The organism is Cupriavidus sp. DF5525 (assembly GCF_040149425.2).
GTDB lineage: Bacteria > Pseudomonadota > Gammaproteobacteria > Burkholderiales > Burkholderiaceae > Cupriavidus > Cupriavidus pickettii_A.
This window is the reverse complement of sequence record NZ_CP168266.1, coordinates 2,738,904-2,765,222: the sequence shown is the minus strand read 5'-3', so window position 1 is coordinate 2,765,222 and position 26,319 is coordinate 2,738,904. Positions and strand designations below refer to the sequence as shown.

General features: G+C 66.7%; 23 protein-coding genes and 1 riboswitch. Of the genes, 6 read left to right on the top strand and 17 right to left on the bottom strand.

Features of this window, described 5'->3' with window-relative positions; translation table 11 throughout:
• Nucleotides 1-33: 33 nt before the first annotated feature.
• Entirely contained in the window at nt 34-2,823 is a 2,790-nt protein-coding gene (locus tag ABNX08_RS33840; protein ID WP_022537554.1) for a LuxR C-terminal-related transcriptional regulator, read from the bottom strand.
• A 63-nt stretch (nt 2,824-2,886) separates the two neighbouring features.
• The gene (locus ABNX08_RS33835; RefSeq protein WP_022537553.1) at nt 2,887-3,573 is read right to left on the bottom strand and encodes a type 1 glutamine amidotransferase domain-containing protein; all 687 of its coding nucleotides are present in this window, start codon (nt 3,571-3,573) and stop codon (nt 2,887-2,889) included.
• A 384-nt stretch (nt 3,574-3,957) separates the two neighbouring features.
• On the opposite strand from ABNX08_RS33835, the gene ABNX08_RS33830 reads away from it, so the two are divergent.
• Nucleotides 3,958-4,398: a DUF3597 domain-containing protein gene (locus ABNX08_RS33830; protein ID WP_022537552.1), complete on the top strand. Its 441-nt coding sequence runs from the start codon at nt 3,958-3,960 to the stop codon at nt 4,396-4,398.
• A 59-nt stretch (nt 4,399-4,457) separates the two neighbouring features.
• On the opposite strand, the gene ABNX08_RS33825 is transcribed toward ABNX08_RS33830, so the two are convergent.
• Genes ABNX08_RS33825 through ABNX08_RS33815 form a run of 3 tightly spaced genes read right to left on the bottom strand, consistent with a single transcriptional unit; the run spans nt 4,458 to nt 8,492 of the window.
• A complete protein-coding gene (locus tag ABNX08_RS33825; protein ID WP_022537551.1) occupies nt 4,458-4,976 on the bottom strand; it encodes a hypothetical protein in 519 nt (172 codons plus the stop codon).
• Nucleotides 4,973-6,193, bottom strand: a complete 1,221-nt coding sequence (locus tag ABNX08_RS33820) for a sialidase family protein (RefSeq protein WP_051369938.1) — start codon at nt 6,191-6,193, stop codon at nt 4,973-4,975. The genes ABNX08_RS33825 and ABNX08_RS33820 overlap by 4 nt, the downstream gene beginning before the upstream one ends.
• 25 nt (nt 6,194-6,218) lie before the next feature.
• Nucleotides 6,219-8,492: a TonB-dependent receptor gene (locus ABNX08_RS33815; protein WP_041681671.1), complete on the bottom strand. Its 2,274-nt coding sequence runs from the start codon at nt 8,490-8,492 to the stop codon at nt 6,219-6,221.
• Between the two features lie 268 nt (nt 8,493-8,760).
• A riboswitch (glycine riboswitch) is annotated at nt 8,761-8,863 on the top strand.
• A gap of 81 nt (nt 8,864-8,944) precedes the next feature.
• On the opposite strand from ABNX08_RS33815, the gene ABNX08_RS33810 reads away from it, so the two are divergent.
• On the top strand, nt 8,945-10,303 hold the full coding sequence (locus ABNX08_RS33810; RefSeq protein WP_349605815.1) for a D-amino acid dehydrogenase: 1,359 nt from the start codon (nt 8,945-8,947) through the stop codon (nt 10,301-10,303).
• A 54-nt stretch (nt 10,304-10,357) separates the two neighbouring features.
• Here ABNX08_RS33810 and ABNX08_RS33805 read toward each other — a convergent pair whose 3' ends face one another.
• From ABNX08_RS33805 to ABNX08_RS33760, 10 genes are all read right to left on the bottom strand, one after another.
• On the bottom strand, nt 10,358-11,344 hold the full coding sequence (locus ABNX08_RS33805; protein ID WP_374063735.1) for a branched-chain amino acid ABC transporter permease: 987 nt from the start codon (nt 11,342-11,344) through the stop codon (nt 10,358-10,360).
• 29 nt (nt 11,345-11,373) lie between these two features.
• Entirely contained in the window at nt 11,374-12,258 is an 885-nt protein-coding gene (locus ABNX08_RS33800) for a branched-chain amino acid ABC transporter permease (RefSeq protein ID WP_349605812.1), read from the bottom strand.
• 9 nt (nt 12,259-12,267) lie between these two features.
• Nucleotides 12,268-12,993 (bottom strand): ABC transporter ATP-binding protein, encoded by a 726-nt coding sequence (locus tag ABNX08_RS33795; RefSeq protein WP_022537545.1) that lies wholly within the window; start codon nt 12,991-12,993, stop codon nt 12,268-12,270.
• A 10-nt stretch (nt 12,994-13,003) separates the two neighbouring features.
• Nucleotides 13,004-13,780 carry an ABC transporter ATP-binding protein gene (locus tag ABNX08_RS33790; protein WP_022537544.1) on the bottom strand — a complete coding sequence of 259 codons (777 nt, stop codon included), beginning with the start codon at nt 13,778-13,780 and terminating at the stop codon, nt 13,004-13,006.
• Nucleotides 13,781-13,829: 49 nt separating this feature from the next.
• A complete protein-coding gene (locus tag ABNX08_RS33785) occupies nt 13,830-14,519 on the bottom strand; it encodes a DUF2848 domain-containing protein (protein ID WP_022537543.1) in 690 nt (229 codons plus the stop codon).
• 73 nt (nt 14,520-14,592) lie between these two features.
• On the bottom strand, nt 14,593-15,831 hold the full coding sequence (locus tag ABNX08_RS33780; RefSeq protein WP_022537542.1) for an ABC transporter substrate-binding protein: 1,239 nt from the start codon (nt 15,829-15,831) through the stop codon (nt 14,593-14,595).
• A gap of 62 nt (nt 15,832-15,893) precedes the next feature.
• Complete coding sequence (locus ABNX08_RS33775) at nt 15,894-17,237, bottom strand: amidase (RefSeq protein ID WP_022537541.1); 1,344 nt, start codon at nt 17,235-17,237, stop codon at nt 15,894-15,896.
• Nucleotides 17,238-17,239: 2 nt separating this feature from the next.
• A complete protein-coding gene (locus tag ABNX08_RS33770) occupies nt 17,240-17,620 on the bottom strand; it encodes a cupin (protein ID WP_022537540.1) in 381 nt (126 codons plus the stop codon).
• A gap of 44 nt (nt 17,621-17,664) precedes the next feature.
• Entirely contained in the window at nt 17,665-19,149 is a 1,485-nt protein-coding gene (locus ABNX08_RS33765) for a 4-hydroxyphenylacetate 3-hydroxylase family protein (RefSeq protein ID WP_022537539.1), read from the bottom strand.
• A gap of 37 nt (nt 19,150-19,186) precedes the next feature.
• Complete coding sequence (locus ABNX08_RS33760) at nt 19,187-19,720, bottom strand: flavin reductase family protein (RefSeq protein WP_022537538.1); 534 nt, start codon at nt 19,718-19,720, stop codon at nt 19,187-19,189.
• A 369-nt stretch (nt 19,721-20,089) separates the two neighbouring features.
• Between ABNX08_RS33760 and ABNX08_RS33755 the strand changes: the two genes are divergently transcribed.
• Nucleotides 20,090-21,313, top strand: coding sequence for an IscS subfamily cysteine desulfurase (locus tag ABNX08_RS33755; RefSeq protein ID WP_022537537.1), 1,224 nt, complete (start codon nt 20,090-20,092; stop codon nt 21,311-21,313).
• A 10-nt stretch (nt 21,314-21,323) separates the two neighbouring features.
• Here the strand turns inward: ABNX08_RS33755 and ABNX08_RS33750 are convergent, their stop codons facing one another.
• Nucleotides 21,324-21,866 (bottom strand): MarR family winged helix-turn-helix transcriptional regulator, encoded by a 543-nt coding sequence (locus tag ABNX08_RS33750; RefSeq protein WP_022537536.1) that lies wholly within the window; start codon nt 21,864-21,866, stop codon nt 21,324-21,326.
• 113 nt (nt 21,867-21,979) lie between these two features.
• Here ABNX08_RS33750 and ABNX08_RS33745 point away from each other — a divergent pair, with 113 nt between their 5' ends.
• Nucleotides 21,980-22,561: a nuclear transport factor 2 family protein gene (locus ABNX08_RS33745; RefSeq protein WP_022537535.1), complete on the top strand. Its 582-nt coding sequence runs from the start codon at nt 21,980-21,982 to the stop codon at nt 22,559-22,561.
• 48 nt (nt 22,562-22,609) lie between these two features.
• Here the strand turns inward: ABNX08_RS33745 and ABNX08_RS33740 are convergent, their stop codons facing one another.
• Nucleotides 22,610-23,485 (bottom strand): LysR family transcriptional regulator, encoded by an 876-nt coding sequence (locus ABNX08_RS33740; protein ID WP_041681912.1) that lies wholly within the window; start codon nt 23,483-23,485, stop codon nt 22,610-22,612.
• Nucleotides 23,486-23,617: 132 nt separating this feature from the next.
• On the opposite strand from ABNX08_RS33740, the gene argH reads away from it, so the two are divergent.
• Both argH and ABNX08_RS33730 read left to right on the top strand, forming a co-directional pair.
• A complete protein-coding gene (argH, locus tag ABNX08_RS33735; protein WP_022537533.1) occupies nt 23,618-25,126 on the top strand; it encodes an argininosuccinate lyase in 1,509 nt (502 codons plus the stop codon).
• A gap of 61 nt (nt 25,127-25,187) precedes the next feature.
• Nucleotides 25,188-26,168 (top strand): tripartite tricarboxylate transporter substrate binding protein, encoded by a 981-nt coding sequence (locus tag ABNX08_RS33730; protein WP_022537532.1) that lies wholly within the window; start codon nt 25,188-25,190, stop codon nt 26,166-26,168.
• Nucleotides 26,169-26,319: the final 151 nt, after the last annotated feature.

The following is a 26,319-nucleotide window of genomic DNA, read 5'->3' as shown; positions in this document are numbered from 1 at the left end:
CACGCGTGTGCCGGCGTCGGCCACGATCAGCCCTCAGCTCTTGCGCAAGCTTCGGTCAGCCACCAGCGGCAAATCGCGGCCCAGGCCGCTGCGCACGGCCTGGATGCGGGAATTGACCTTGAGCTTCTCGTAGACATTCTTCAGGTGCCACTTGACCGTCTCCGGGGCCACACGAATCGCACGCGCGATTTCCTTGTTCGACAGCCCGCGTGCGACGTAGTCGAGGATCTCCACCTCGCGGGCACTGAGCCGGCTTGCACCGAGCGCTTCCTGCGCCGGTCCCGACGACGCACCCGCGCTCGCACCCGGCACGCCGGCGGGTGCGTCGAAGCCGGCGCTGAGTTCTGCCAGGTACCACGGCTCGAGCCCCGCATGGCGGTGCGGCCCCGATCGCATGCCGTCGAGGATTTCCCGCACGGCCGGACCACCGTCGATAAAGGTCCGATGCAGGCCATGCTGCTGCCCGTAGGCAAACGCGGGCGCGATGGCCTGCACCGCCTCATCGCCCTGCCCGGCCGCGTGCAAGGCGGTGGCAAGGGCGACGCTGACCTGCGCGGCGAGGTATTGCATCCGTGCCGCGTGCAGCTCGGCATGCACGCCTCGCAGCACCGGGACGGCTTCGGCCGGCCTGCCGCGAGCGACCAGCAGGCGGCCCTGCGCGATCTGGAAGCGCTGCCACGTTTCCAGGAAGCTGCCTTGCAGCGCCTCGGGGCGGGTACCGGCGAGCGCCTCGAGCTCATGGCCGATCCGCGCCGCGCGACCCAGGTTGCCGGCCCGAATCGCCATCCGGATCGCTTCCGCCTTGCACGCGACCTGCATCCGCAGCCACTGGCGGCTGCGTGCCACGGCTTCGGCATCCTCCAGGATGCGGTAGGCCTCGTCCTCCTTGCCCTCCATGCAGCGCAGGCGCGCCAGCGTCACGCAGAAGCCGGCCAGCGGGCCGAGCGAGCAGGCCTGCAGCGCGATCTCGAAGCGTCCCTCCAGCAGTGCGGCGACCCGCTCGATGTCGTTCCACTCGTAGTGGATTGCGGCCAGGTAGCCTACCGGCAGCACTGACGCGGCTGACTGCGCGCCGGCACGCGTGTTGGCCTCGCGCAGCACGTCCTCCAGCGTCTGCACGGCTTCGCCAAGCCGGCCCTGCACGAACAGGCTGAGCCCCAGCATGCTCTGCCGGTACACCGTGGCGTAGAGCGGTGCCGATGCCCTGCTGCCAACGCCAGACGGATGTCGCAGCAGCTCTACCGCTTCGAAGCGGGATGCATAGGTCAGCCCGAAGACGTGGGTGGTAAGCCCGATGCCCTCCGCCCACGTGCCTTGCGGCGGGTGCAGGTCCAGCACGCTCCGGCCCAGCTCGAGCGAACGCTGGCTCTCGTCGCACAGGCCGGCGATCAACGCCTTGACCGCTTCCAGTTCAACCCGCAGCGTGTCGGTCACCGGCAGCAGGCCGTGCGCTATATCGTCCTCGACCGCGGCCAGCGCCTGTTGTGCCGGCACCGCCTGCATCGTCAGCGCCAGTGCCCACGCATGCGCCAGGCGCAGCCGCAGTCGTGCGCGCACCGCCTCGGCGGGCAGCTTTGCGACCCAGCTCAGCAGCGTGCGCACGTCGCTGGCCTCGACCAGGCCCATCGCGCATTGCTCGACCCAGGCCGCGGCGCGTTCGACATCGCCGGCCGCCAGTGCATGCCTGACCGCCTCGGCCCACAGCGACTGCCCGGCATACCATTCGCTGGCGCGGCGATGCAGCGCCGCGAGCTCCTGCGGCCGTTCCCGGGCGAGGCGCGTGCGCAGGTATTCCGCAAACAGTGCGTGATAGCGGTACCACTGGCAGTCCGCGTCCAGCGGGCGGAAAAACAGATTGTGCGCAACCAGCCAATCGAAGCTGGCCTGTGCCGATTCGGTCCCGGTCACTGCGTTGCACAGCGGCACCGACATCCGGTCCAGCACCGAAGTTTGCAGCAGGAAGGCCTGCAACGGCTGGGGCACGTGCACGAACACATTCTCGTTGAGGTAGGCGGCGATGCTGTGGCGTGCATGCGGCAGGCGGATGGCGAAATCGTCGATGCCACCAGGTTCGCCCAGCGCAAACGTGGCCAGCTGCAGCCCGGCCACCCAGCCTTCGGTCGCATGCAGCAGCGTCTCGGCTTGCGCCGCACTCAGGCTCAGCCCGGATACGCGGCTGAAGAACGCCTGCGTCTCCGCGCTGTCGAAGCGCAGCACCTCCGCGTCGAGCCTGAGCAACTGCCCGCGCACCTCGAAATAGCTTTGCGGAAATGCCGGCTCGCCGCGTCCCGCGACCAGGACGTGCAGGTTGTCGGGCGCATAGCGCAGCAGGCGGAACACCGCCTCGTGGATCGCCGGCGCCTCCAGCCGGTCGAAGTCGTCCAGCACCAATACCATCTGGCGCGGCAGCGCCGCGATCTCGTTGAGCAGCTCGGCAAAGATCGCGTCCGCCGGCGCCAGCGCATCGTTCTCGAGCCGTTCGCGCACGCTGTTGCCGATCTCCCCGCAGGCCTCGCGCACCGCGGCAAGCAGGTAGGCCCCGAACTGGTAGAGATCGTCGTCATCGCGGTCGATGCTGAGCCAGCCGACCGCAACGCCTTCCGCAGCCAGGATGTTCTTCCATTCGCCCAGCAACGAGGTCTTGCCGCACCCTGCCGGTGCGGTCAGCACGGTCAGCTTGCGCTCCAGGCCCGGGCGCAATTGCCAGATGGCCTGCTCGCGGCTGACGTAGTGGCGCGTCCTGGGCGGCGCCAGCTTGGTCGCGATCAGCGCGGGCCGCCACGGGGATCGCTGTGTGGTGAGGGCCGGGGATGGCTGCGTCATTGCGGTGACGGCGGGCGCGCACCGCACAGGCCGCGCCCGCCGCCTTCACGGCGCCTTACGGCCTCACGCCTTCAGTGCCGACAGCAGCAGATCGGCAACCGCCCCGCCGGAGGCCGGGTTCTGACCCGTGATCACGCGCGAATCCTCCACCGCAAACGACTGCCACGGCTCGGGCGCCTTGGTGTACTTTGCTCCGCGCGCAAGCATTTCCGTCTCGGTCAGGTACGGGACATGGCTGTCGAGCCCGGCCAGCTTCTCTTCCTGGTTCGAGAAGCCGGTGACCTTCTTGTTGTTGATCAGCAGCGTGCCGTCGGACAGTTTGATATTCAGCAGTCCCACGGCACCGTGGCATACCGAGGTGACATAGCCACCCGATTCATAAATGTTGCGGCTGAGCGCCTGCAGTTCCTCGTTGTCCGGGAAATCCCAGATCACGCCGTGGCCGCCGGCGAAGTAGATGGCCACGTAGTCGCCGGCCCTGACCTCGCTGGGCTTGAGGGTCTGGCCCAGCCGGTTCATGAAGTCCTTCTTCTGGTACCACTCCCAATCCACCGGCTCGGCCATCTGCAGGCTATGGGGATCGATCGGCGTATAGCCGCCCTTGGGACTGACAAAGTCCACCTGGTAGCCCGCGGCTTCCACCTTCTTGACGAAATGCACGGCCTCGCCCAGCCAGAGGCCGGTTGCACGGTCCATGTTCGGGTACTTCTCAAAGCTGGTCAGTACAACGAGGATCTTCTTGCCACTCATGATTCGCTCCTGTCTCACGCAGGCGTCAGGGCCTGCCACCCACACAACTGTGATAGATCATCCGTTGTGGCGAGGGCAAGCGGCAAGGGATGGCGGGGGGTCCGACGGGGGGGCAGGCGGGGGGCCAATCCGGAGCGCGTATCGCCGGACGGCAACACGGCGCGGCCGCGCTGGCCTGCGGCGTAGGAGGACCGATCGTCGTGATTGTTCTTGAAGGCGGTGGCGCGTACGCCGTCATGTGCAGCAAACGTCGTGACGAACCTGGCCCGCGCTGCACGCAACATTTACAAAGCGTCAGCGGCAGACCGGCGCCCGGGCGCAGGCGGCACCATGGCCCGGAACATGCGTGCGCTGTAGCCCCCAACACCAATTCAGGAGCCAGCCATGAGCATCTTCAAGGACATCCTCAACAAGCTGCTAGGGAAGGCCAAGCCGGCTGCCACGACCACCGCCGGCACGCCGACATCCGCCGGCGCGACGCCGTCGGGCCCTGCCACCACCGCGCCGGCAGGCGGCACCGCCCCGGGCAGCGCCGGGGCGGCCACTGCGGCCAAGCCCGAGCCGCTGTCCGGCGTCGATGTCGAGGCCATCATGGACCGCCTCGTCACGGAAGGCGGGCAGAAGCTGGAATGGCGCACCTCCATCGTCGATACGATGAAGGCGCTGGGCGTCGACAGCAGCCTGGAACACCGCAAGGAGCTGGCGCGCGAACTTCAATACAGCGGCGACATGAACGACTCAGCGGCGATGAACATCTGGTTGCACAAGCGCCTGATGCAGGAGCTGGCGGCGAATGGCGGCAAGCTGCCGAAGGAATTGTCCTGAGGCATGGCGCCGGCCCGGCCGCCCCTTGCGGCCGCCGGCGCCGGCGCGTCCGGGCGAACTCAGCCGGCGATGCCGGCCCAGCGCAGGTGCTTGTCCCAGTCCGCGTCGCTGATCACGCCTGACACGCCCTGCCGCTGCCCGTCCGCGCGATAGAAGTAGGTGCGCGGCATCTCCCCCATCCAGTCGGGATCGACCGCATAGCGCAGCCGTTCCTGTGGCTCGCTGCCGGACACCCATGCGTTGCGCGTGAGGTTGACCCGCCTGAGCAGCTGCTGCACCTGCGGCAGCGCCTCGGGATTGTCCATCGCCAGCGTGACGACGCGCAGGTCAGGATAGCGCGCGCGCAGCTTGCCGATGGCGTCGAAATTGCGCTTGCAATAGACGCAGTCGAGCGACCACACCAGCAGCACGAACGGATTGCCTTTCTGGCTGGCGGTGAGTTGTGCGGCGCTGGCGGATTCGAATACGGCCACGCGGCTGGTTGCCGCATCATCCTTCTTGCCGGCGGCATTGGCGACGGACCTGCCCATCAGGGCAAACGCTGCGGCAGCCAGCAGCTTGCGGCGGATCGGCTTCATGCGCCCTCCTTTGCCAGCGGGAACACCTGGAAGCCTTCGGCCTCGGTGCGCCACAACACGTAGGCGCGGCCTGCATGCTGCAGCACGTGTGGTTGATCGGAGTCGCGCTCGGTGCGGGCCACCTGCCGGGTCTGCCAGGTCTTGCCGCCGTCGTGCGACAGCATGGCGGACAGGCGCGTCTGCTGGCCGTCGAACGACTTCCAGGCGACCGCGATCTCGTTATTGTCGAGCGCGACAATATCGGCATGCTGCGCGCGCGGGTCTTCGAGCGGGCGCTGCGCCTGCAGCTTGCCGTCCTTCCAGCGGCCGACCGACACCGTGGGCTTGCCTTCGCGCATGTTGAACCAGACCATGTGCAGCGTGCCGTCCGGCGCCACCGACGCGCCCGGCCCCTGATGCGGGCAGGCGTCGATGCGCCAGTCGTCGAAGGTGGCGCGCTGCAGCGGCGTGGCGGTGCCGTCGGCGCCAAGCTGCGCGAGCGCGTGGTCGCGTGCGTTGGGCGGGAACACGTGGCGCCACAACGCCAGCATGTTGCCGTCGGGCGTGGGCGACATGGCAATGCGGCAGCATTCGCACGACTGGTCGGCGATCTTGTAGTCGCCCTGGAAGCTCTTGCCGTGGTCGGCCGATACCGCGTAGTAGATCGCGGCGCCGGCATACGGCTGCTTGCGCGCCTCGGCGGCGATGACGTCGCGCTTGTCGATCCAGCTGACGAAGATGCGGCCGGACTGGTCGACCGCGATGGCGTCGAAGCGGTGCGTGATCTCGTCGCGATTGGCATGTACCGTCAGCGGCGTGGCGAAGGACTTGCCACCGTCGGTGGAGCGCGCAAAGCGGATAAAGCCGGTCCAGGGCTTGGGCCGCGGCTGGGTCCAGGTGACGAAGATCTCGCCGTCGCGCCCGGTGGCCACCTTGGGCCGGCTGTCGTGGTCGGCGGCAACCGGCTCCGGCGTGCTGTTGATGTGCTGCGCGGGTCCGAAGCTGCGGCCGAAATCCGTCGACGAACGCACCGCGACATAGGGGCCGTCCTTGTAGGCGATCCACAGCTTGCCGTCCCGGTCGAACGCGGCGCCGGTGCCCAGTTCGCTCATCTTCGCGGCCTTGGCCTGGCCACCGTGGCCGCCGTGGTTGCCATGCGTTTGCGCGGTGCCCGCCAGCGCGGTGCAGGCCAGCAGCCCGGCAACGAGAAAGCGAAAGCCGGGGCGCATGCCTGTCATGGTTGTGGTCAGCCTGTTCAATTGCTTAGAAGGAGAGCTTGGCCTCGGCGTAGAACGTCCGCCCCGGATACGGGTGGTAGACGTAGTAGCGCTGGTCGGTCAGGTTGTCGATGCCAAGCCCGAGGCGCACGTTCTTGGCAGGCCGGTAAGTCACCTTGACATCGAAGGTCAGGAAGCTGCTGGTGCCGCCGAAGGTGTCAGGGTTGACGTCCGAATTGTCGAGCGTATTGTACTGCCGCCCGGAATAGGTCATGGCCAGCGTGCCGGCCCAGGCCGGCGTGATGCGATAGGTGCCGACCAGGTTGGCGCGCCACTTGGGGATCCGGTAGAAATACTTGCCCACCGAGGCCGGGTTGTTGGCGTTCTCCAGCGTCTTCGAATGGTTGTAGGCGCCGCTGGCCGACAGGTCGAAGCCGTTGATAAAGACATCGCGCGCGTCATACGCCAGCTCGATGCCGCGCGTGCGCACGCGGTCCACGTTCTGGAAGCTGGTGACGGTCGGGAACACGGTGGTGTTGGTCTGGCTCACCAGCGCGTCGCGGATATCGTCCTCATACACCGAGACGCGGAAATACGCCCGCTCCACCGTCCGCTCGAAGGTCAGGTCCTTGGAGAACGAGCGCTCGGGCCGCAGGTTGGGATCGTTGTTGATCAGCGAGGTGCCGGTGATGCGCCCCTGGAACAGCTCGCTGACAGTCGGGTAGCGATAGGCCTGGCCCAGCGACAGCCGGCCCAGCCAGTCCTGCCCGATCGCTTTCTCGAGCGCCAGCTTGGGCGACCAGTTGGATTCGCTGCGCACCGGGTAGCCGATATTCACGCCGGGTTGGCTGCGGCTGCCGTCATAGGCGCGCCAGTGCTCGTAGCGCACGCCGGGGATCAGCTTCCAGTCCGGGGCGAAGTACCAGGCATCCTGCGCATACAGCGCCTGGGTCTCGGTCTTGCCGGCAAAGGCATTGTTGAAGGCGGTGATGGTCGCCGCCTGCCAGTCCGAGGTGTTGTAGGTGGTATTGGTCAGCCGGTAGTTGTCGTAGTGGTAACCGAAGGTGACCCAGTGCCCGCCCTGCAGTTGCTGCGGACGGTAGTCGGCCTTCAGGTCCAGCGTGCGCCAGCCGGTGCCGTCGCCATAGGTAACGGTGCCCGGACCGTTGCCAGCCGTGCTGGCGGTGCGGCTCACGTCCTTGCTGACATCGAACAGCGACGCCACGCCGGAGAAGTTCCAGCCGGTCTCGTTGCGCGTGCGCAGCGACAGGCCGTAGAGCCAGCGCGCGTCCTCGCCGTTGCTCGGGGCAAAGGCGTTGGCGGGAATCACATAGCGAAAGCCTCCGATATTCACCGGGCCGCTGGAGACGACGTTGCCGTTGGCATCGCGCAGGTAGCTGCCGGTGGCGCTGGAGCGGTCCTGTTGCCAGTACGCGGCGGTGAACTGCGCTTGCAGCGTATTGGTGATGTCATAGCCCAGCTTGACCTTGAGCTGGTCCTGCACCGTGTGCGTGACGCCCTCGCTGTTGACGCCCATCACCACGCGGTCGGCGCCGGTCTGGTCCTTGTCGAAGAAGGCGCCGGTGACCGGCTTGTCGGCGGAAGTGGCGCGCGCGGACGAACGCGCCGCGGTGTAGAAGCTCAGCGGCTGGCTCTTGCTGTCCTGCCGGTCCACGCTGACCAGCCAGGAGAACGGGCCGACGCGGTCGCCCACGTAGGCGTTGGCATGCACGCCGTTGAAGTTGTCATGCGTGCCGTACAGGCCGAAGCGCTGCGTGAACAGCTGCACGCTGGCATCGCCCTCGAACTTCTCCGGGGTGCGCGTCGAGATCAGCACCGTCGCGCCCAGCGAATTGCCCGGGTACAGCGCGGAATACGGGCCGTACAGCACGTCCACGCGCTCGATCTCGGCGGCATTGACCAGCGACCAGCGCGGCGGAAATGTGAAATCCGAGCCCAGCAGGTTGGACAGCAGCAGGCCGTCCGCATAGACTAGCCCCCGCGCCGACTGGCGCGAGCTGGTGCTGCGCACCGAGATGATCGAATTCATATCGCCGATAAAGCGCTTGCGCACGGCGAGATTGGGCGCGTACTTGAGCGCGTCCTCGGTGTTCACCACATTGAAGTCCGCCATGCGCTTGCTGCTGATGCCATAGGCCGGCGACGGCGTATTGGGCGGCGTGGCGGGAGTTTCACTACGCTCGGTCTTGGCCGAGACCACCACCTCCTGCAGTGGCTCAGGCGCGGCAACCTGGGCGCCCGCCATGCCGGGGCCCATCAGCGCGGCCGATGCGGCCAGCGCAATCCGATTTCTCTTCACTGGAAAACCTTGTTCTCGTCTTTTTTGGCTCGCCTGCCCTGCGCGCGCTGTGTGTCCGGCGCTTCCTCCCGAGAGCGAGCGCTGACATTTTAGGTGGCAAGCAGGTCCCGGCCGGTGCGACATAGCGACGCGGGCGACGCCGGAGCCGCGGTGAAAGTGCTCGCCTCGTCCCACGGCGAACGGTGGATTGCCGCATCGCGCCACTCGCGTAAACCCGCATATCCAAGGCCGTGCCTTGTCTCTACATTGCCCGGATTGGCGTCAAGCCAGTGTGATGCTGGGAGAGACTGTTCCGGCGGCAACCGCCGCGGGACAGCGCCGAAGGAGCAACCGCCCCGGAAACTCTCAGGCAAAAGGACCGGTATCACTAGCAGTGCACTCTGAAGAATGTCCGGCGTCATCGTCCGCCGGCATACCGAAGGAGCAAGCGCGCATCGCCCCGGCGAGGCGTCGTGAATCTCTCAGGTCCAGAACAGAGGGGGCGTCCGCTACGCATATTGCGTATGGACTCCCACCATCGACGTTCCTGGAGCCTGCAGCTCATGAAGACAATCGCCGTCATCGGCGGTGGCATCACCGGTGTCACCACAGCCTACGCGCTCGCCCGGCGCGGATTCTCCGTCACGCTGTTCGAACGGCATCGCTATGCCGCCATGGAGACCTCGTTCGCCAATGGCGGACAGCTGTCCGCCTCCAATGCCGAGGTCTGGACCCACTGGTCGACCATCGTCAAGGGGCTCAAATGGATGCTCAGGAGCGACGCCCCGCTGCTGGTCAATCCCAGCCCGAGCTGGCACAAGCTCACGTGGTTTGCCGAGTTCATCGCGTCGATCCCCCACTACCGCAGCAATACTGCCGAGACCGCGCGCCTGGCCATCGCGGCCCGCGAGCACCTGTTCGCCTGGGCGGCGCAGGAGGGCATCGATTTCGACCTGAAGAAAGAGGGCATCCTCCATATCTACCGCGACAAGGCCGGCTTCGAGCATGCCGGCCGCGTCTCCGCGCTGCTGGCGCAGGGCGGGCTGGAGCGGCGCGCCGTGACGCCGCAGGAGATGCGGGCGATCGAGCCGACGCTGGTGGGCTCCTACTACGGCGGGTATTTCACCGAGAGCGACTCGACCGGCGATATCCACAAGTTCACCAGCGGCCTGGCCGCGGCCATCGACCGGCTCGGCGTGCGCTGCCTCTACGGGCAGGACGTCAGCGCCGTCAAGACCGACGGCAGGCGCGCCAGCGTGACCGTGCAGCAAGGCACCGATACGTCCACGTCGACCTTCGACGGCGCCATGATCTGCGCCGGCACCGCCAGCCGCGCGCTGGCGGCCGGCCTGGGGGACCGTGTCAACATCTACCCGGTCAAAGGCTATTCGATCACGGTCAACCTGGCCGACGAGGCCAGCCGCGCCGCGGCGCCGACCGTCAGCCTGCTCGACGATGCAACCAAGCTGGTCACCAGCCGCCTGGGCGACGACCGCTTCCGCGTGGCCGGCACCGCGGAGTTCAACGGCTACAACCGCGACATCCGCGCCGATCGCATCCGGCCGCTGGTGGAGTGGGTGCAGCAGTGCTTCCCGGGTGTCAGCACGCGCAGCGTGGTGCCCTGGGCCGGATTGCGGCCGATGATGCCGGACATGCTGCCGCGCGTAGGCCGAGGGAAAGCGCCGTGCGTCTTCTACAACACGGGGCATGGGCACCTGGGCTGGACGTTGTCCGCGGTGACGGCGGATATGGTGGCTGGGGTGGTTGAGCAACACCTCGGCGCAAAGACGGCGGTCGCGCCGGCTGCGGCGCTGGCATTGGCCAAGGCCTGAGCTCGCGGGTGTTTTCTCCCCTCTCCCGCAAGCGGGAGAGGGGAAAACCGGGCCTCATCCAGGACTTCGCCCCAGACTGCCGACGATGCCCCTGCGGAACGTCAGCACGCAGACGATGAAGATAATGCCGGTCACCGTCGACACCGATTCCCCGAGCCCGTTGAACCAGTCGATGCCCGTCGCGGCCGCCAGGTAGCTGCCCAGTTCGCCGAGCTTGTTCTCCAGCGCGACCACGACAAAGGCGCCGACGATCGGCCCGGACAGCGTGCCGAGGCCGCCCAGCAAGGTCATCAGGATGACCATCCCGGACATCGACCAGTGCACATCGGTCAGCGTCTCGAAGCCCAGCACCAGCGCCTTGATCGAGCCGGCCAGCCCCGACAGCGCCGCCGACAGCACGAAGGCGGTCACCTTGAAGCGGTCGACGTCATAGCCCAGCGAGATCGCGCGCGGCTCGTTCTCCTTGATCGCCTTCAGGATCTGCCCGAACGGCGAATGCACCGTGCGCACGATCAGCGCAAAGGCCGCGACGATGATCGCCAGCGCCACGTAGTACAGCGTCAGGTCACTAGACAGCGACAGCACGCCGAACAGCTTGCCGCGTGGGATGCCCTGCAGGCCGTCCTCGCCGCCGGTGAACGGCGCCTGCAGGCAGATGAAGAACAGCATCTGCGCCAGTGCCAGCGTGATCATCGAGAAGTAGATGCCCTGCCGGCGGATCGCCAGCGAGCCCACCACGTAGCCGATCAGAGCGCCGGTGGCCGTGCCCAGGATCAGGCCGATCTCCGGCGTCACGCCCCAGGCCTTCATCGCATGGCCGGCCGCGTAGCCGGCGCCGCCAAAAAAGGCCGCATGGCCGAACGACAGCAGCCCGGTGTAGCCGATCAGCAGGTTGAAGGCGCATGCAAACAGCGCGAAGCACAGCACCTTGAGCACGAACACCGGATAGGCCCCTGCCAGCGGCGCCGCCAGCAGGCACGCCAGCAGCGCCACGTACAGTGCCCGCCGTGGCAGGCGGCGTACCGCCTGCGGTGGCTGCATTCCCAGTGCAGCGATAGATTGCCCGTTCATCATTTCTCCTTTCCGAACAGCCCTGCCGGGCGCAACAGCAGCACGATCACCATGGTCACGAACACCACGGTCGACGATGCTTCCGGATAAAACACCTTGGTCAGCCCTTCGATCACGCCCAGACCCAGGCCGGTCAGGATCGCGCCCAGGATCGAGCCCATGCCGCCGATCACCACCACCGCGAACACGATGATGATCAGGTTCTGCCCCATCAGCGGCGACACCTGCATGACCGGCGCGGCCAGCACGCCGGCAAACGCCGCCAGTGCCACGCCGAAGCCGTAGGTCAGCGTGACCATCAGCGGCACGTTGACGCCGAAGGCCTCCACCACCTTGGCGTTCTCGGTGCCCGCGCGCAGGTAGGCGCCCAGCCGGGTCTTCTCGATCACGTACCAGGTCCACATGCAGACCGCCAGCGAAGCCACGACTACCCACGCGCGGTAGTTGGGCAAGCGCATGAAGCCGAGGTCGGCGGCGCCTTGCAGCGCTTCGGGCGGCGAATAGGGCAGCCCGGACACGCCATAGACCGAGCGGAAGATGCCCTCGATCACCAGCGTGATGCCGAGCGTCAGCAGCAGGCCGTAGATATGGTCCAGCTTGTAGATCCAGCGCAGCATGGTCTTCTCGATCGCCACGCCCAGTGCTGCGACCACCAGCGGCGACAGCAGCAGCATCGCCCAGTAGCTGAGCCCGGCATAGGTCATGCCGGCCCACGCCAGCACCGCGCCGAGCATGAAGAGCGCACCGTGCGCAAAGTTGATGACGTTCAGCAGGCCGAAGATGACCGCCAGGCCCAGGCTCAGCATGGCGTAGAAAGCACCATTGACGAGCCCCAGCAGCAGCTGCGACAGCAGCGCCGGAAACGGGATTTCAAACAGAGTCATAGGGGCTCCTCATACGCCCAGCAGTTCATGCAGCACCGGCATCCTGGCCTGCAGCTCACTGGCCGCGAAGCGCTCGACGATGCTGCCGTGCTCCATCACGTAGAAGCGGTCGGCCAGCGGCGCGGCGAAGCGGAAGTTCTGCTCCACTATCACCACCGTGTACCCCTTCTGCTTGAGCATCAGGATCATGCGCGCGAGCGCCTGCACGATCACCGGTGCCAACCCTTCCGAGATTTCATCGAGCAGCAGCAGGTTGGCACCCGTGCGCAGGATGCGCCCGACCGCCAGCATCTGCTGCTCGCCGCCGGAAAGACGCGTGCCCTGGCTCTGGCGCCGCTCCTTCAGGTTCGGGAACATCTCGTAGATATCCGCCTCGCTCATGCCCTTGCTGGTGTCGGCGCCCTTGAGCACGGGCGGCAGCATCAGGTTTTCTTCGCATGAGAGGCTGGAGAAGATGGCGCGCTCTTCGGGGCAATAGCCAATGCCGTAGTGCGCGATCTTGTGCGTGGGCAGGCTGATGGTTTCATGGCCATTGACCTTGATCGAGCCCTTGCGCGCACCCGTCAGGCCCATGATCGCGCGCAGCGTGGTGGTGCGACCGGCGCCGTTGCGGCCCAGCAGCGTGACCACTTCACCGCGGTTCACCGTCAGGTCCACGCCGTGCAGGATGTGCGATTCGCCGTACCAGGCCTCCAGGCCCTTGATTTCGAGGGCAGGTGTATTCGATGTCGTCATGTCGTGCCCCTCAGTGCGCGCCTTGCAGTTCCGCGTCGACAGTGCCCATGTAGGCCTCCATCACGCGCGGGTCCTTCGACACTTCAGCGTAAGGGCCCTCGGCCAGGATCGCGCCGCGCTGCAGCACCGTGATCTTGTCCGCGATCGACGACACCACGCTCATGTTGTGCTCCACCATCAGGATGGTGCGGCCCGCCGAGACCTTCCTGATCAGCTGCGTGACGCGGTCCACGTCCTCATGGCCCATGCCCTGCGTGGGTTCGTCCAGCAGCATCAGCTCGGGCTCCATCGCCAGCGTCGTGGCGATCTCGAGCGCGCGCTTGCGGCCGTACGGCAGGTTCACCGTGACGGTGTGCGCGAACTCGGTCAGCCCGACCTGCTCGAGCAGTTCCATGGCGCGGTCGTTGAGCACGTTCAGCGAGCGCTCGCTGCGCCAGAACTGGTACGCGGTGCCAAGCTGGCGCTGCAGGCCGATGCGCACGTTCTCCATCACCGTCAGGTGCGGGAACACCGCCGAGATCTGGAAGGAACGGATCACGCCGCGGCGCGCGATCTGCGCGGGCTTCTCGCGGGTGATGTCGATGCCGTTGAATAGGATGGTGCCGGTGGTCGGCTCCAGGAACTTGGTGAGCAGGTTGAAGCAAGTGGTCTTGCCCGCGCCGTTGGGCCCGATCAATGCATGGATCGACCCGCGTCGCACCCGCAGGTTGACATCGCTCACCGCCGTGAAGCCGCGGAAGGATTTCCCGAGGTTCCGGGTGGCCAGTATCAGGTCGTCTTGGGGCATGGGCGTAACTCCGTAGCGCTGCCGTGGCAATGTGGATGGCGCGCCATGCTCAACCCTCGACGGGCAGCGTCGCGACCGCGTATGCATGGCGCAGCGTGCGCCCAAGCACCGGATCTTCCAGTTCGATCTCGAAGCGCTCGGCCGGGCGGATGCCGCCGATGGCGGGCAAGGTGCCGCACAGCATGGCCGCGCCCTCGCCAAAGTCACCACCGTGGCCGGCGAACCGCTCCAGCAGGTCGGTCGGGGACCGCATGGCCGTCACCGGGCCCTCCTGGTACAGCACACGTTCGCCGTCGATGGTGGCGTAGGAGCGCAGCACCAGCCGGTCCCAGTGTCCCGCCACTTCGGCCAGGCGCCACAAGGTCGGCGCACAGGGCTTTTCGCACATCTGCTTCGATACGGTAATGCCGTAGGTCTCGGCCTCGCGGTCGGTATGGTCCGAGGCGATGCCCACCAGGATCTCGCCGCCATCCCTGACCAGCAGGAACTCGGCCTCGCCGCTGCTCGCTTCGCCGCTGACCTGGATCTCCCCCGCGGTACCCAGCCGCGCCGCCGCGACGCGATAGAAGACCGGGGTATAGGCGGGACGCTTCACGCCCAGTTCCTCCAGCTCGCGGATGTGGGCCTCCATGGCTTCGACGTCCCGGCCGGTCCATCCGGCCACGACCAACTGGCAGATGGTGACGGCGCGCTGCGACTTGCCGAGGCGGGTTTCGATATCAAAGGTAAGGGTTTTCATTTCGGATGCTCTCTGCGGTGTTGTGGCTGACCGGTGCTGGCACACGTGCCGGCGCCGGCCAGGTAGATGGGGCTTACTTCCTGACCAGCGGGCAGGTGCTTGCGCTGAGCGGACGAAATGCTTCGTTCGCGGGGATCACGGCCTTGATCTTGTAGTAGTCCCAGGGCCGCTTCGACTCCTGCGGGCGCTTCACTTCGACCAGGTACATGTCGTGGACCATCAGGCCGTCGGCGCGGATCGTGCCGTTGCTGGCGAAGAAGTCATTGACCGGCGTCGCGCGCATCCTGGCCAGCACGGCATCGCTTTCGTCCGTGCGCGCGGCCTGGACCGCCTTGAGGTAGTGCATCGTCGACGAATACACGCCGGCATGGACCAGCGTCGGCATGCGCCCGGTCTTCTCGAAGAACCGTTGCGACCAGGCGCGCGTGGCGTCATCGCGGTCCCAGTAGAACGCCGTGGTCAGCGTCATGCCCTGTGCGGCTTTCAGCCCCAGGCTGTGGATGTCGCTGATGAACATGTGCAGCCCGGCCAGCCTCTGCTTGCCCGCGCCGTTCATGCCGAAGTCCGCTGCCGTCTTGATCGCATTGACCGTGTCGGCGCCCGCGTTGGCCAGGCCGATCACCTTCGCGCCGGAAGCCTGCCCCTGCAGCAGGTAGGACGACAGGTCCGCCGAATTGATCGGATGCTTCGCCTTGCCCTTGATGGTTCCGCCGACGCCCGACAGCGCCTCGGTACCGTCCTTCTCGAGCGATGCACCAAGGGCATAGTCGACGGTCAGGAAGTACCAGCTGTTGTCGCCGCGCCGTGCCAGGGCCTTGACGGTATTAGCGGCGAATGCGTAGGTGTCGTACGAGTACTGGATAGTGTAAGGCGAGCAATCCTCGTTACTCAGGCGCGTGGTGCCGGCGCCGCTGGCAATGACGATCTTGCGCTTGAGCTTGCCCAGGTTGGAGACGGCCAGCGCCACCGAGGACGGCAGCGCGTCCTGGATGATGTCGACCTTCTGGTTGTCGAACCAGCCGCGCGCCAGCGTAGCAGCCACGTCGGTCTTGTTCTGGTGGTCGGCGCTCACCACCTGGATCGGTGCGCCCAGCACCTTGCCGCCGAAATCGTCCACGGCCATTTGCGCGGCCACCACCGAGCCCTTGCCGCCGATGTCGGAAAAGATGGACGACATGTCGGTCAGGACACCGACCTTGACCACGCCGTCGCTGACGGGTGCGCTGACGGGAGCTGTTTGCGCCGTCGCGGCAGTCGCCGCGAACAGGGTGGCGCAGGCAAGCACGGCCGCGCCGATACGGATATCAGGCATGTTGTCTCCTATGTATTTATGGAAATGCCGGGTATTACGGTCGGCGGCGCTGCCGCCGGGGTCTAACCTCGTTCATGGCGCAGCGCCGACTCGATCCCCATGCCGATCGCCAGCAGCCTGCGGTCGGCAAGGTGGCGGCCGAACAGCATCAGGCCGACCGGCGCCTCGCCGTGGCGATGGCAAGGGACCGACAGCGAGCACAGGTCCAGCATGTTGGCGATGGCCGGGTTGCGCAGCAGCAGCCGGTTGGTGGCAAAAAAGGTGTCGTCATCGTCGAGGTCCGCAATGCGCGGCGCGACGATCGGCACGGTCGGCAGGACCACGGCATCGAAGCCCGCCAGTTCGGCGTCCGCCCGCCGGCACAGCTCGCCGCGGCGCTGCCGCATGCGCAGGTAATCGGCGGCGCGCTGCCCGTCCGCCAGCCGGATGCGCGACAGCACGCGCGGGTCATAGCGGTCGGCATGCGCCGCCACCAGGCTGCCGTGCCATGCGCTGGCCTCGGCGGCAACCATGCCGCCGTGGGCGCCGAGCTCGGCCAGCTGGTCCCAGCTGTCGAACTCCACGTCCTGCAGCAACGCGCCAGCCGCGGACAGCCGGCGCAGCGTGCGGCTGAAGACCTCGGCAACCTCATCGGAGATGCCTTCCAGCACCAGCCCGGTCGGCACGGCCAGGCGCAGGCCCACGAGCGGCACCGCTGCCGTGGGCCCCTCTTCGCCTGCCATCACCGCATCGACGGCGGCACAGCACGCAACCGTATTGGCCAGGCACCCGACCGAGTCGTAGCTGGGCGACAGCGGTACCGCACCCTGCAGCGGCACGCGGCTTGCCGTGGGCTTGAAGCCGACGATGCCGCACAGCGCCGCGGGGATGCGGCAGGAGCCGCCGGTGTCCGAACCGACCGCGGCCAGCGCCATGCCGTCGGTCACGGACACCGCTGCCCCGGACGACGATCCGCCCGGAATGCGGCCGGCTTGCCGGTCGAACGGGTTGCGCGGCGTGCCATAGTGCGGATTGATGCCGACACCGGAGTAGGCGAACTCGGTCATATTGGTACGCCCGACCAGCACAGCCCCCGCCGCACGCAAGCGGGCGATGGGCGGCGCATCCGCACCGGCGGGCCGCTCCGGCAGCACGCGGGCACCGGCGCGGGTCACGTCGCCCTGCACGTCGAACAGGTCCTTCACGGAGACGGGCAACCCTGCAAGCGGGCCCGCCACGCCCTGTTCGCGCAGCATGTCGCTCGCCTGGGCCTGCTTGCGGGCCGCCATGCTGACGCCATGCGGGAAGACGCGCGCGCCTTCGCCGCCCGGATTGCAGATGCGTTCGACGCACGCTGCCAGCAGTGACTGCGCATTGGCGCTGCCGTCGGCAAGCTGGCGTCTGGTGGAGGCTACGGTGGCTTCCATGATCAGGCCGGGTCGTAGTAGTGGATTTCCAGCAGCATGCAACCGCCGCTCGACTTGAACGGACCATGGAATGCGCCGGGCGGACGGCAGGCGTAGGTGTTGGGCGCGAAGGCTTCGCCGCCCTCCCCGTTGACATCGTTGCCGACGGTCAGGTCGCCGCTGAGCAGGTAAACCTCCTCCCAGTACTCGTGCACGAACGGCGCGGTGGTGAAGACACCCGGGTCAAAGCGCAGCAGGCGGGTGCGGCTGCCGCCGCGGCCGCCTTCGTCCAGCGCGCCGGACAGGATCTTCTGCTGGATGCCGGCGGGATAGCCGTGAGGGACCTCCCAGCCGGACGCCAGGTCTACGGTATGGAATTCGTCGTGAAGCTTGTTGATTGCCATGCTGATCTCCGTTATCGGGGCAAGGGGGAAACAATGCAGGCGTGTCAGGCCGCCTGCGGCAGCCGGGCCAGTTCGTCTTCGAGGGAGTAGCTGCCGAGCATGTGGTCGACCAGGCCGGAAGCGCTCTTCCAGTCGTAGGTCCGGTAGGCGTGGCCCTTGGTGACGAAGGTGGCGCCGGCGTAGAACATCTCGTACTGGTTATGGCGCGAGGCAAACTCGGAGCCGACGGCATCCCAGGCCAGCTTGAAGAACTTGACGCGCTCCTCCGGGCTGCACACCGGCGACTTCTGCGTCTTGGCGATAATCCCGGCGAGCGCGGGGTTGGCGAAATCCCCGATGCTCGACGGCAGCATGATCATGCCGCCGCCGGCCAGCTCGCGCAGCGTGTTGAGCACCTTGGCATAGAGCTGCTGCGTCACCACCTGCGAGCCGTACAGCATGCTGCGGTCGGGCACGAAATAGCCGTTCTGGTTGACCTGGCCCTTGGCCTCCATGCCGTAGACCCAGGCCTCGACCATGCCCGCCTCCGCGGCGAGCTGGCCCAGCAGCTCCCTGACCTGCGGGAAGCCGTTGGTGCCGTTGATCTCGGTGATCCGGTGCGCGAGCCCGACCAGGAAGCGCAGCTTCACCATCAGCCGGACCTGGCACTGGTAGTTCTGGTAGACGTGGGCGGGCGTGGCGTGGAACTGCTTTGCGCACATCGCTACGTCGCCCGCGACGAAGATCCGGTCCCACGGCACCTTGACGTCGTCGAAATAGAGCACGGCATCGTTCTCGTCGAAGCGGCTCGCGAGCGGGTTGTCGAAGACCGAGGTAGCGCTGGCCTCGTACGACTTGCGCGACATCACCTTCAGCCCCTTGGTGTTCATCGGCACCGCGAACGACAGCGCATACATCTCGTCGCCCTCGCGCAGCGGCTGGATGCAGCTGCAGAACACCTCGTTGGCCATGATGCCGCTGGTGGCCAGCATCTTCGCGCCGCGCACCGTGATGCCCTCGGCGTCCTGGTCGACAATGCCCACGGCCAGGTACTTGTCTTCCTGCTCGTGCGCCGCCTTGGCCTGGTTGGCCTGCGGGTTCACGATGACGTAGGTCAGGAACAGGTCGTTGTCCCGCGCATAGCGGTAGTAATCACGCAACGCACCGGCGCGAGCGGGATCGGCCTGCTCGAGCACGTCGATGCCCATGACCATGCCCGAGATACAGGAGGCGACATGGTCGGGCGAGCGGCCCATGAAGCCATAGTGCAGCGCGGTCCAGGCTTCCAGCATCTGGCGGCGCTCGACCAGCTCGTTGTAGCTGGTGGGGAGCTCCCAGATGCGGCTCACGCGCCGGTCCGCGCCTGCGGGCTGGAAGGTCATCTTCTCGATGTTCTCGGGACGCGCCTGGTAATCGTAGAGATTGGCGTAGCTGCGAATCGAGTTGCGGAACGCCGGGTGCACCGTGACGTCCGTGACCCGCTTGCCGTCCAGATACACTTCGCGGCCATCGCGCAGCATCGCGATGTGTTGGCTACCGGTCTTGATCATGTCGTTCTCCTGTCCTGACTGCCTGTGTTTTGTGGATTCAAGCGGCGGCCGGGCTGTCTTCCAGTGCCCGGTACTTGCCGCCAAAGAAGATCAGGGGCCGGCCGTCGTGCCGGGCCTGATGGCGGACCACCCGCCCGATGAAGATGACGTGGTCGCCGCCGTCGTGCTGCGCGTAGGGCTCGCATTCGAACGTGGCCAGCGCATCCGGCAGCAGCACATGGCGCTCGCCGTCCTGCGCGCCGAAGTCGATGCCTTCCCACTTGCCTGTGTTCGCCTTCGCGAACCGGTTCGAGATCTCCTGCTGCGCTTCGGCCAGCACGTTGACCGCGAAGCGGGGGGCCGTGCGCAAGTCGCCAAGGCTCAGGCAGCGGCGGTCGACCGAGAACAGCACCAGCGGCGGGTCCAGCGACACCGAGTTGAACGACGCCACCGTGATGCCGACCGGCACCCCCTCTTCGCGCGGCGCCGTGATCACGGCGACACCCGTTGCAAACATCGCCAGCGCATTCCTGAAGCGGCGCTGTGCATCGGCGTCCATCTCGACGCCACGACCGGCAGATGACTCAGCCATCACGACTCCTACGCATGTTTGTTCCATCAACTCTATTGCTTTGTTTATTAGCTTTGTAAGTTAGATATTATTGAATGCTAGGTAACAACGCTATTCAAGTTAGTGGAAACCCTAGGCGGGATCCGGAGGGCGCGCGCGCCGGCCCCTGAAGAAATCCGCAAAGCCTTGCTGAACAAGACTTTGCGGGCGGCACGCCGGGTCACCAGACACGCCGGCAGAGCCAGTGGAGAGGCGTCAAGCAACCCTACCGGCAGCATGGCACCCGCCCGGCGCGCGGGCACCCGGTGCTAGACTCGGCCCCACTTTCCTTGACCAGCGGGTTCGCCTGCACACGGTCCTCCCCACCTCCGCATCCAGGAAATGAGCCCCATGCCAACCGAACCGAAATCCCTTCCGATCTACATGGACTACAGCGCGACGACGCCGGTCGACGCCCGCGTCGTCGAGAAGATGGTCCCGTTCCTGCAGCACCAGTTCGGCAACCCGGCCTCGCGCAGCCACTACTACGGCTGGCAGGCGGAAGAGGCGGTGGAAGCCGCGCGCGCGCATGTCTCGGCGCTGCTCAATGCTGACCCGCGCGAGATCGTCTGGACCTCCGGCGCGACCGAGGGCAACAACCTGGCCATCAAGGGCGCAGCGCATTTCTATCGGGGCAAGGGGAATCACATCGTCACGGTCAGGACCGAGCACAAGGCGGTGCTCGATACCTGCCGCGAGCTGGAACGGCAGGGCTTTGCGGTGACCTACCTGGATGTCGGCGAAGACGGCCTGGTCGATCTCGACACGCTGTGCGGCGTATTGCGGCCGGACACCATCCTGGTGTCGGTGATGATGGTCAACAACGAGATCGGCGTGATCCAGCCGGTCGCGCAGATCGGTGAGATCTGCCGCGCGGCAGGCATCGTGTTCCACTGCGATGCGGTGCAGGCGGCGGGCAAGGTTCCCATCGACCTGGAGGCGCTGAAGATCGACCTGCTTACGGTGACCGCGCACAAGGTCTACGGCCCCAAGGGCATCGGCGCGCTCTACGTGCGACGCAAGCCGCGCATCCGGCTGGAAGCGCAGATCCACGGCGGCGGGCATGAGCGCGGCATGCGCTCCGGCACCCTCCCGACGCACCAGATCGTGGGCATGGGCGAAGCCTTCAGGCTGGCAAGACTGGAACTGGCGGAAGAAGCGCGCCGTGTAGGCGCGCTGCGCGACCGGCTGCTGGCGGGGCTGTCGCGGCTGGACGAGGTCTACGTCAATGGCAGCCTCGCGCACCGCATCCCGCACAACCTGAACATCAGCTTCAACTTTGTCGAAGGCGAATCCCTGATCATGGGCATTAAGGACGTGGCGGTGTCTTCGGGCTCGGCCTGCACCTCAGCCTCGCTGGAGCCGTCGTTCGTGCTGCGGGCGCTCGGCCGCAGCGACGAACTGGCGCACAGCTCGATCCGCTTTACGCTGGGCCGCTATACCACCGAAGCGGAAGTCGATGAAGTGATCCGGCAGGTCAGCGCCACGGTGTCGCGGCTGCGCGAACTGAGCCCGCTATGGGAAATGCACCAGGAGGGCATCGATGTCGGCACCGTCCAGTGGGCCGCGCACTGAAGGCAGCGGGCTAGCCCTTCTGGCGGCGCGCCTGCAGGTGCTCCAGGTCGAGCGCGGCGCGGTCGCCGTTGGCGACCAGGCGGTCGACCACCGAGCACAGCACCTTGAATTCGGTGCGGGTGACGCCGTCGAACAGCACGTCATTGATCTGCTGCTGCACCGGCAGCAGTTCATTGAGCAGCTTCGATCCCGCCGCCGTGATGGTCAGCCGCATCTTGCGCTTGTCGTCGGGATGGGCCTTCTTGTCGATCAGGCCAAGCTTCTTCAGCTTGCCGGTTTCGATGGTAATGAACGGGCCGCTCAGGTGCAGGTGGTCGGCCAGCTGGTTCACCGTTACCTCGCCTTGCTGCGAAAGGTGCGAAATGGAGCGGATCAGCGAGTACTGTACCCCGGTCAGGCCGATCAGGCTGCCGAAGCCGTCGCGCACGGAAAGCAGCCGCGCGGCAAACGGCAACAGGCCATTGACCAGGTGCCGGAACTCGCGGTCCGAGCCATCGATCAGGCAAGCCGGGTGCGTGATCGTCAGAGTCTTGCTTGCAGGATTCGTCGCCATCGTCGCTTAGGTCATTTAGCTTGCAATGCAAGCTTTGTGCCAAATTCTATCAAACTCCCTGCGTCGCCCCGGCGCTTGTGTGCCATCCCCTACACCCCAAAAGGTTACCCGGCATGAACCCGATCTCACTCACCGCGGCAAAAGCGCTGCTCGCCCTCTATGTCGAGGCCAAGGACAATAATCGGCCGGCGCTGATCGCTGAAGCTTTTGCGCAGGATGCGTCGCTGACGTTCTCGATCGACACCGATACCATCAGCTTTCCGGCGAAGACGGAAGGCGCGTCAGCCATCGCCGCGACGCTGGTGAGCGACTTTGCGCGGACGTTCGACCGCTGCCGGACGTACTACATCGGCGACGCCGCCGCCGCGTTCACGGGGAACACCATGACCATTCCGTGGCTGGTGGTGATGCGCGAAACGGCGGCCCACACCTTGCGCGCGGGGAAAGGTTTCTACCGCTGGGGCTTTGCCGCCGGGCACGACGGTTCATACCGTATCGCCAGCCTGCATATTCATATCGAGCGGATGGACTCGGTGCCGGATCCGGGGGCGGCGGTGTTGTCGGCCTTGCAGTCGTCGTTGCCCTATCCCTGGCTGCCCGAACCCACGCTGAAGACGGTCATTGAAGGCAGCGCCGCGGCACAGCCGGGACTTGCGTTCCTGCAGGCCTTTACGGCGCCGGCGCGCATGGCTTAAGCCTTTGCTAAAGCCTGCCCTGCCGCTGGCGCCCGCAATGGCTTGTCCTTACCCCGTCACCCGCCGCAAGCACGCCAGGAACCACTGCGCCAGCGCCGGTACCGGCCGCTGCGGGTTGAACAGGATATGGCTCTGGAAGGCGATGACAGGCTCGAACGGAATCGCCTTGACGCCGGCCGGCTTCAGGCTGCGCACCACCAGCGGGTTGACCACGCTGACGCCCAGCCCCATGCCGACCATCGTGCAGATGGTGGCGGCATAAGGCGTCTCCAGCGTCAACACGCGCCGGTCATCCGGCACGAAGGCGGCATCGACCGTGGTGCGCGTGCCGTCGCCATGAGTCAGCGAGATAAAGCGCTCGCCGTCGAGGTCGCTGGCGTGGATGCGGCGCTTGCGCGCCAGCCGGTGCGTGGCCGGCACGATGCATACGCCGTCCTCGCGGCGCAGCAGCTCGCTGCGGATGCCGGTGGTCTCGGCCATATACGACACCAGCCCGATATCGCAGAACCGCGCCGCGGTCCACTTGGCCACCGTGGGCGAATCGTTGGTATGCACGGCGATCGGCACGTCCGGATAGCGTTCGCGAAAGGCCAGGATGGCCTGCGGCATCACGCTCATCGCAATCGACGGCACCGTGCCGATACGCAACGTGCCCACCCCTGACTCGCGGATCGACCGCGCCGAGGCACGCAGGCTGTCCAGGCCAACGAAGGAACGCTCCACATCCAGGAACAGGGCCTCGGCCTCGTCGGTGGGCGCGAGCCGGTTGCCGACCCGCTCGAACAGCCGGAAGCCCGTTTCGCGCTCCAGCTGGCCGATCACGCGGCTGATATTCGGCTGCGAGGTGTGCAGCTGCGCCGCCGCCTCGGTCATGGAGCGTGTGAGCATGACGGCACGGAACGCTTCGATCTGCTTGTAGTTCATGGGGGCGCTGGGCTGGAACACGGAGGGCAGCCGCAGCATATCAAATCCGCATATCTGCAGCCAAAGTTCTGATTTGACGATATATCCCGCGGATTTCCATACTTGCTCCATCGTTTCAGGAGATCGAACAGCATGGAATCCAAAGTCAGCCGCCGCCTGACCCAGCCCACCGCCGCCGAGGTATGCGAACACATCTACCTGCCGCGCCTGATGCGCGAGTTCGGCAGCGGCTTCCGCTATCTCACCGACATCAACCAGGCGCACCTGCTGATGCTGCACGGCACTGAGCTGATCCCCGCGGACGTGGCTGCGGTGCTGGCCCAGGCACTGGAGCGCATCGAGTCCGAGGGCGCCGGCGCCGTGCAGCTGGATCCGGCGCGCGAAGACGCGTACTTCAACTACGAAGCCCACCTGATGCAGATCGCCGGCGCGGACGCCGGCGGCAGGCTGCATGTCGCGCGCAGCCGCAACGACATCCTCGCCACGCATGACCGGCTGCGCGCGCGCGACCTGGCGCTGGACATCCTGGATGCCATGCTCGCGGTGCGTTCGGTGGCGCTGGACCAGGCTGCCGCTTACGCCGACGTGGTGATGCCCGGGTATACCCACCTGCAGGCAGCGCAGCCGATCACCTATGGCTACTACCTCGCCGGCTTTGCCGAAGCGCTCGGCCGGGATATCGCGCGCCTGGAGCGGGCGCTGGCAGCGCTGGATGCCTGCCCGCTCGGCGCCGGCGCGCTGGCCGGCACGGCATTCGCGATCGACCGGGCGGCGACGGCGCGCTGGCTGGGTTTCTCCACCTTCGTGCCGAACTCGCTCGATGCCGTGGCATCGCGCGACTTTGCGTGGGAGATGCTGTCGGCGATCACCATCGCCGCCGTCACCTGGGGCCGCGTGGCGCAGGACCTGTACGTCTGGGCCACGCCGGAATTCGGCCTGATCGACTTCCCGGACAGCGTGGCGGGCACCTCCAGCATCATGCCGCAGAAGAAGAACCCGGTCGTGCTCGAATACCTGAAGGGCAAGGGCGGCCACATGGTGGGCCTGCTGACCGGTGCGCTGGCCGCGCTCAAGGGCAGCCACTTCACGCATTCCGGCGACGGCAACCGCGAAAGCATGCGCGGCTTCTGGGAGGCCGGCGACGAATGCCTGCGCTGCCTGTCGCTGCTGCGCCTGGTGATCGCCAGCGCCACGCCGCAACGGGCCGGCATGCTGTCGCGCGCACGCCGCGACTTCTCCACGGCGACAGACCTCGCCGATGCGCTGGTCCGCGAGGCCGGCATGTCGTTCCGCCAGGCCCACCACATCGTCGGTGCCGTGGTGCGCGACGCGCTCGACCAGCATCTTCCCGCGGACGAAATCAGCGCGGACATGGTCGATGCCGCCGCGGTGCGCGTCGCGGGCCGCCCGGCGGGCCTGGGCGCGGCCGCGGTAGCACGCTGCCTGGATCCCGAGCAGGGTGTCGCCGCGCGCACAGCAGCGGGCGGCCCGGCACCGGCGCTGGTGCGCGACAACGTGGCCGCCCAGCACGCCGCGACCCAACTGGCGCGGGAGAGCCTTGACGCCACACGGTCGCGCCTGGACGCCGCCCGCGCGACGCTCAAGCGCTCGGTCGGCCACCTCGCCGCCTCAATTCACTGAACCACGGCGCGCATCGCAGCCGGCATTGCCCTTATCCTTGTCCCACGGAGAACCCGCCCCCATGAAACCAATCGCACATGCGCTGGCTGCAACGTGTCTGACGCTAGCAACTACGCTCGCCACCACGCTGGCCCTCGCCGGCCCCTACCCTGACAAGCCGATTCGCCTGGTGGTGCCGTTCCCCCCGGGCGGTACCACCGACCTGCTCGGCCGGGTGCTGGCGACCCGGCTGTCCGAAACGCTGGGCCAGCAGGTCGTCGTGGACAATCGTCCCGGCGCTGGCGGCACCATCGGCTCGGACGTGGTGGCCAAGGCGCCGGCCGATGGCTACACCCTGCTGTTCGGCACCGTGGGCACGCAGTCGATCAACGCGACGCTCTACAAAAAGCTGCCGTTCGATGCGCAGAAGGATTTCTCGCCGGTGGCGCTGTTCGCCGGCGTGCCGAACATCCTCGTGGTCAACCCCAACGTGCCGGCCAGGAACGTGCGCGAACTGGTGAGCTATGCCAAGGCCAATCCCGGCAAGCTGAACATGGGCTCGGCGGGCAACGGCACCACCAACCACCTTTCGGGCGAACTGTTCAAGTCGATGGCGGGCATTGAGATCGTGCACGTGCCGTACAAGGGCAGTGGACCGGCAATGGCCGACCTGCTGGCCAACCAGGTGCAGCTGATGTTCGACAACCTGCCGGGCTCGCTGCCGCACGTGAAGGCGGGCCGCTTGCGTGCGCTGGCGGTGACCAGTGCTACGCGCTCGCCAGCGCTGCCGGACGTGCCGACCATGGCCGAGGCTGGTATCAGCGGCTATGAGGCCGACGTCTGGTTCGGTGTGGTCGCGCCGCGCGGATTGCCGCCGGCGGTCGCGAGCCGGCTGTCGCAGGAGATCACCCGTATCGCGCAGGACAAGGCGATGCGTGACAAGCTGGTGCACGCTGGGGCGTCGCCGCTGACTTCGACACCGGAGCAGTTCTCGATGCTGATCCGGCACGATACGGACAAGTGGGCGAAGCTGGTGCGGGAATCGGGCGCGAGTATTGATTGAGGTGAGTAACGGGAAGACAGTATGTCAGCCCGGGCCGGTGCGCTGCGCCGGCTTCGTGACATTTATGCATTGTTCCGCACTTCTGGCTTTCGAGGCGGCTTAACGTCCGCCGCAAAAAGTTTCACTTCACTAAGGCCCGGCTGTCATGGAA

Bases quoted from the DNA above. Each gene is read 5' to 3' on its own strand.
- ABNX08_RS33750 (WP_022537536.1), bottom strand. From the start codon at position 21,866: ATGGCGACGAATCCTGCAAGCAAGACTCTGACGATCACGCACCCGGCT.
- ABNX08_RS33790 (WP_022537544.1), bottom strand. From the start codon at position 13,780: ATGCCCCAAGACGACCTGATACTGGCCACCCGGAACCTCGGGAAATCC.
- ABNX08_RS33760 (WP_022537538.1), bottom strand. From the start codon at position 19,720: ATGGCTGAGTCATCTGCCGGTCGTGGCGTCGAGATGGACGCCGATGCA.
- ABNX08_RS33740 (WP_041681912.1), bottom strand. From the start codon at position 23,485: ATGAACTACAAGCAGATCGAAGCGTTCCGTGCCGTCATGCTCACACGC.
- ABNX08_RS33805 (WP_374063735.1), bottom strand. From the start codon at position 11,344: ATGCAGCCACCGCAGGCGGTACGCCGCCTGCCACGGCGGGCACTGTAC.
- ABNX08_RS33780 (WP_022537542.1), bottom strand. From the start codon at position 15,831: ATGCCTGATATCCGTATCGGCGCGGCCGTGCTTGCCTGCGCCACCCTG.
- ABNX08_RS33745 (WP_022537535.1), top strand. From the start codon at position 21,980: ATGAACCCGATCTCACTCACCGCGGCAAAAGCGCTGCTCGCCCTCTAT.
- ABNX08_RS33835 (WP_022537553.1), bottom strand. From the start codon at position 3,573: ATGAGTGGCAAGAAGATCCTCGTTGTACTGACCAGCTTTGAGAAGTAC.
- ABNX08_RS33825 (WP_022537551.1), bottom strand. From the start codon at position 4,976: ATGAAGCCGATCCGCCGCAAGCTGCTGGCTGCCGCAGCGTTTGCCCTG.
- ABNX08_RS33765 (WP_022537539.1), bottom strand. From the start codon at position 19,149: ATGATCAAGACCGGTAGCCAACACATCGCGATGCTGCGCGATGGCCGC.
- ABNX08_RS33785 (WP_022537543.1), bottom strand. From the start codon at position 14,519: ATGAAAACCCTTACCTTTGATATCGAAACCCGCCTCGGCAAGTCGCAG.
- ABNX08_RS33840 (WP_022537554.1), bottom strand. From the start codon at position 2,823: ATGACGCAGCCATCCCCGGCCCTCACCACACAGCGATCCCCGTGGCGG.
- argH (WP_022537533.1), top strand. From the start codon at position 23,618: ATGGAATCCAAAGTCAGCCGCCGCCTGACCCAGCCCACCGCCGCCGAG.
- ABNX08_RS33795 (WP_022537545.1), bottom strand. From the start codon at position 12,993: ATGACGACATCGAATACACCTGCCCTCGAAATCAAGGGCCTGGAGGCC.
- ABNX08_RS33770 (WP_022537540.1), bottom strand. From the start codon at position 17,620: ATGGCAATCAACAAGCTTCACGACGAATTCCATACCGTAGACCTGGCG.
- ABNX08_RS33820 (WP_051369938.1), bottom strand. From the start codon at position 6,193: ATGACAGGCATGCGCCCCGGCTTTCGCTTTCTCGTTGCCGGGCTGCTG.
- ABNX08_RS33755 (WP_022537537.1), top strand. From the start codon at position 20,090: ATGCCAACCGAACCGAAATCCCTTCCGATCTACATGGACTACAGCGCG.
- ABNX08_RS33730 (WP_022537532.1), top strand. From the start codon at position 25,188: ATGAAACCAATCGCACATGCGCTGGCTGCAACGTGTCTGACGCTAGCA.
- ABNX08_RS33800 (WP_349605812.1), bottom strand. From the start codon at position 12,258: ATGACTCTGTTTGAAATCCCGTTTCCGGCGCTGCTGTCGCAGCTGCTG.
- ABNX08_RS33830 (WP_022537552.1), top strand. From the start codon at position 3,958: ATGAGCATCTTCAAGGACATCCTCAACAAGCTGCTAGGGAAGGCCAAG.
- ABNX08_RS33775 (WP_022537541.1), bottom strand. From the start codon at position 17,237: ATGGAAGCCACCGTAGCCTCCACCAGACGCCAGCTTGCCGACGGCAGC.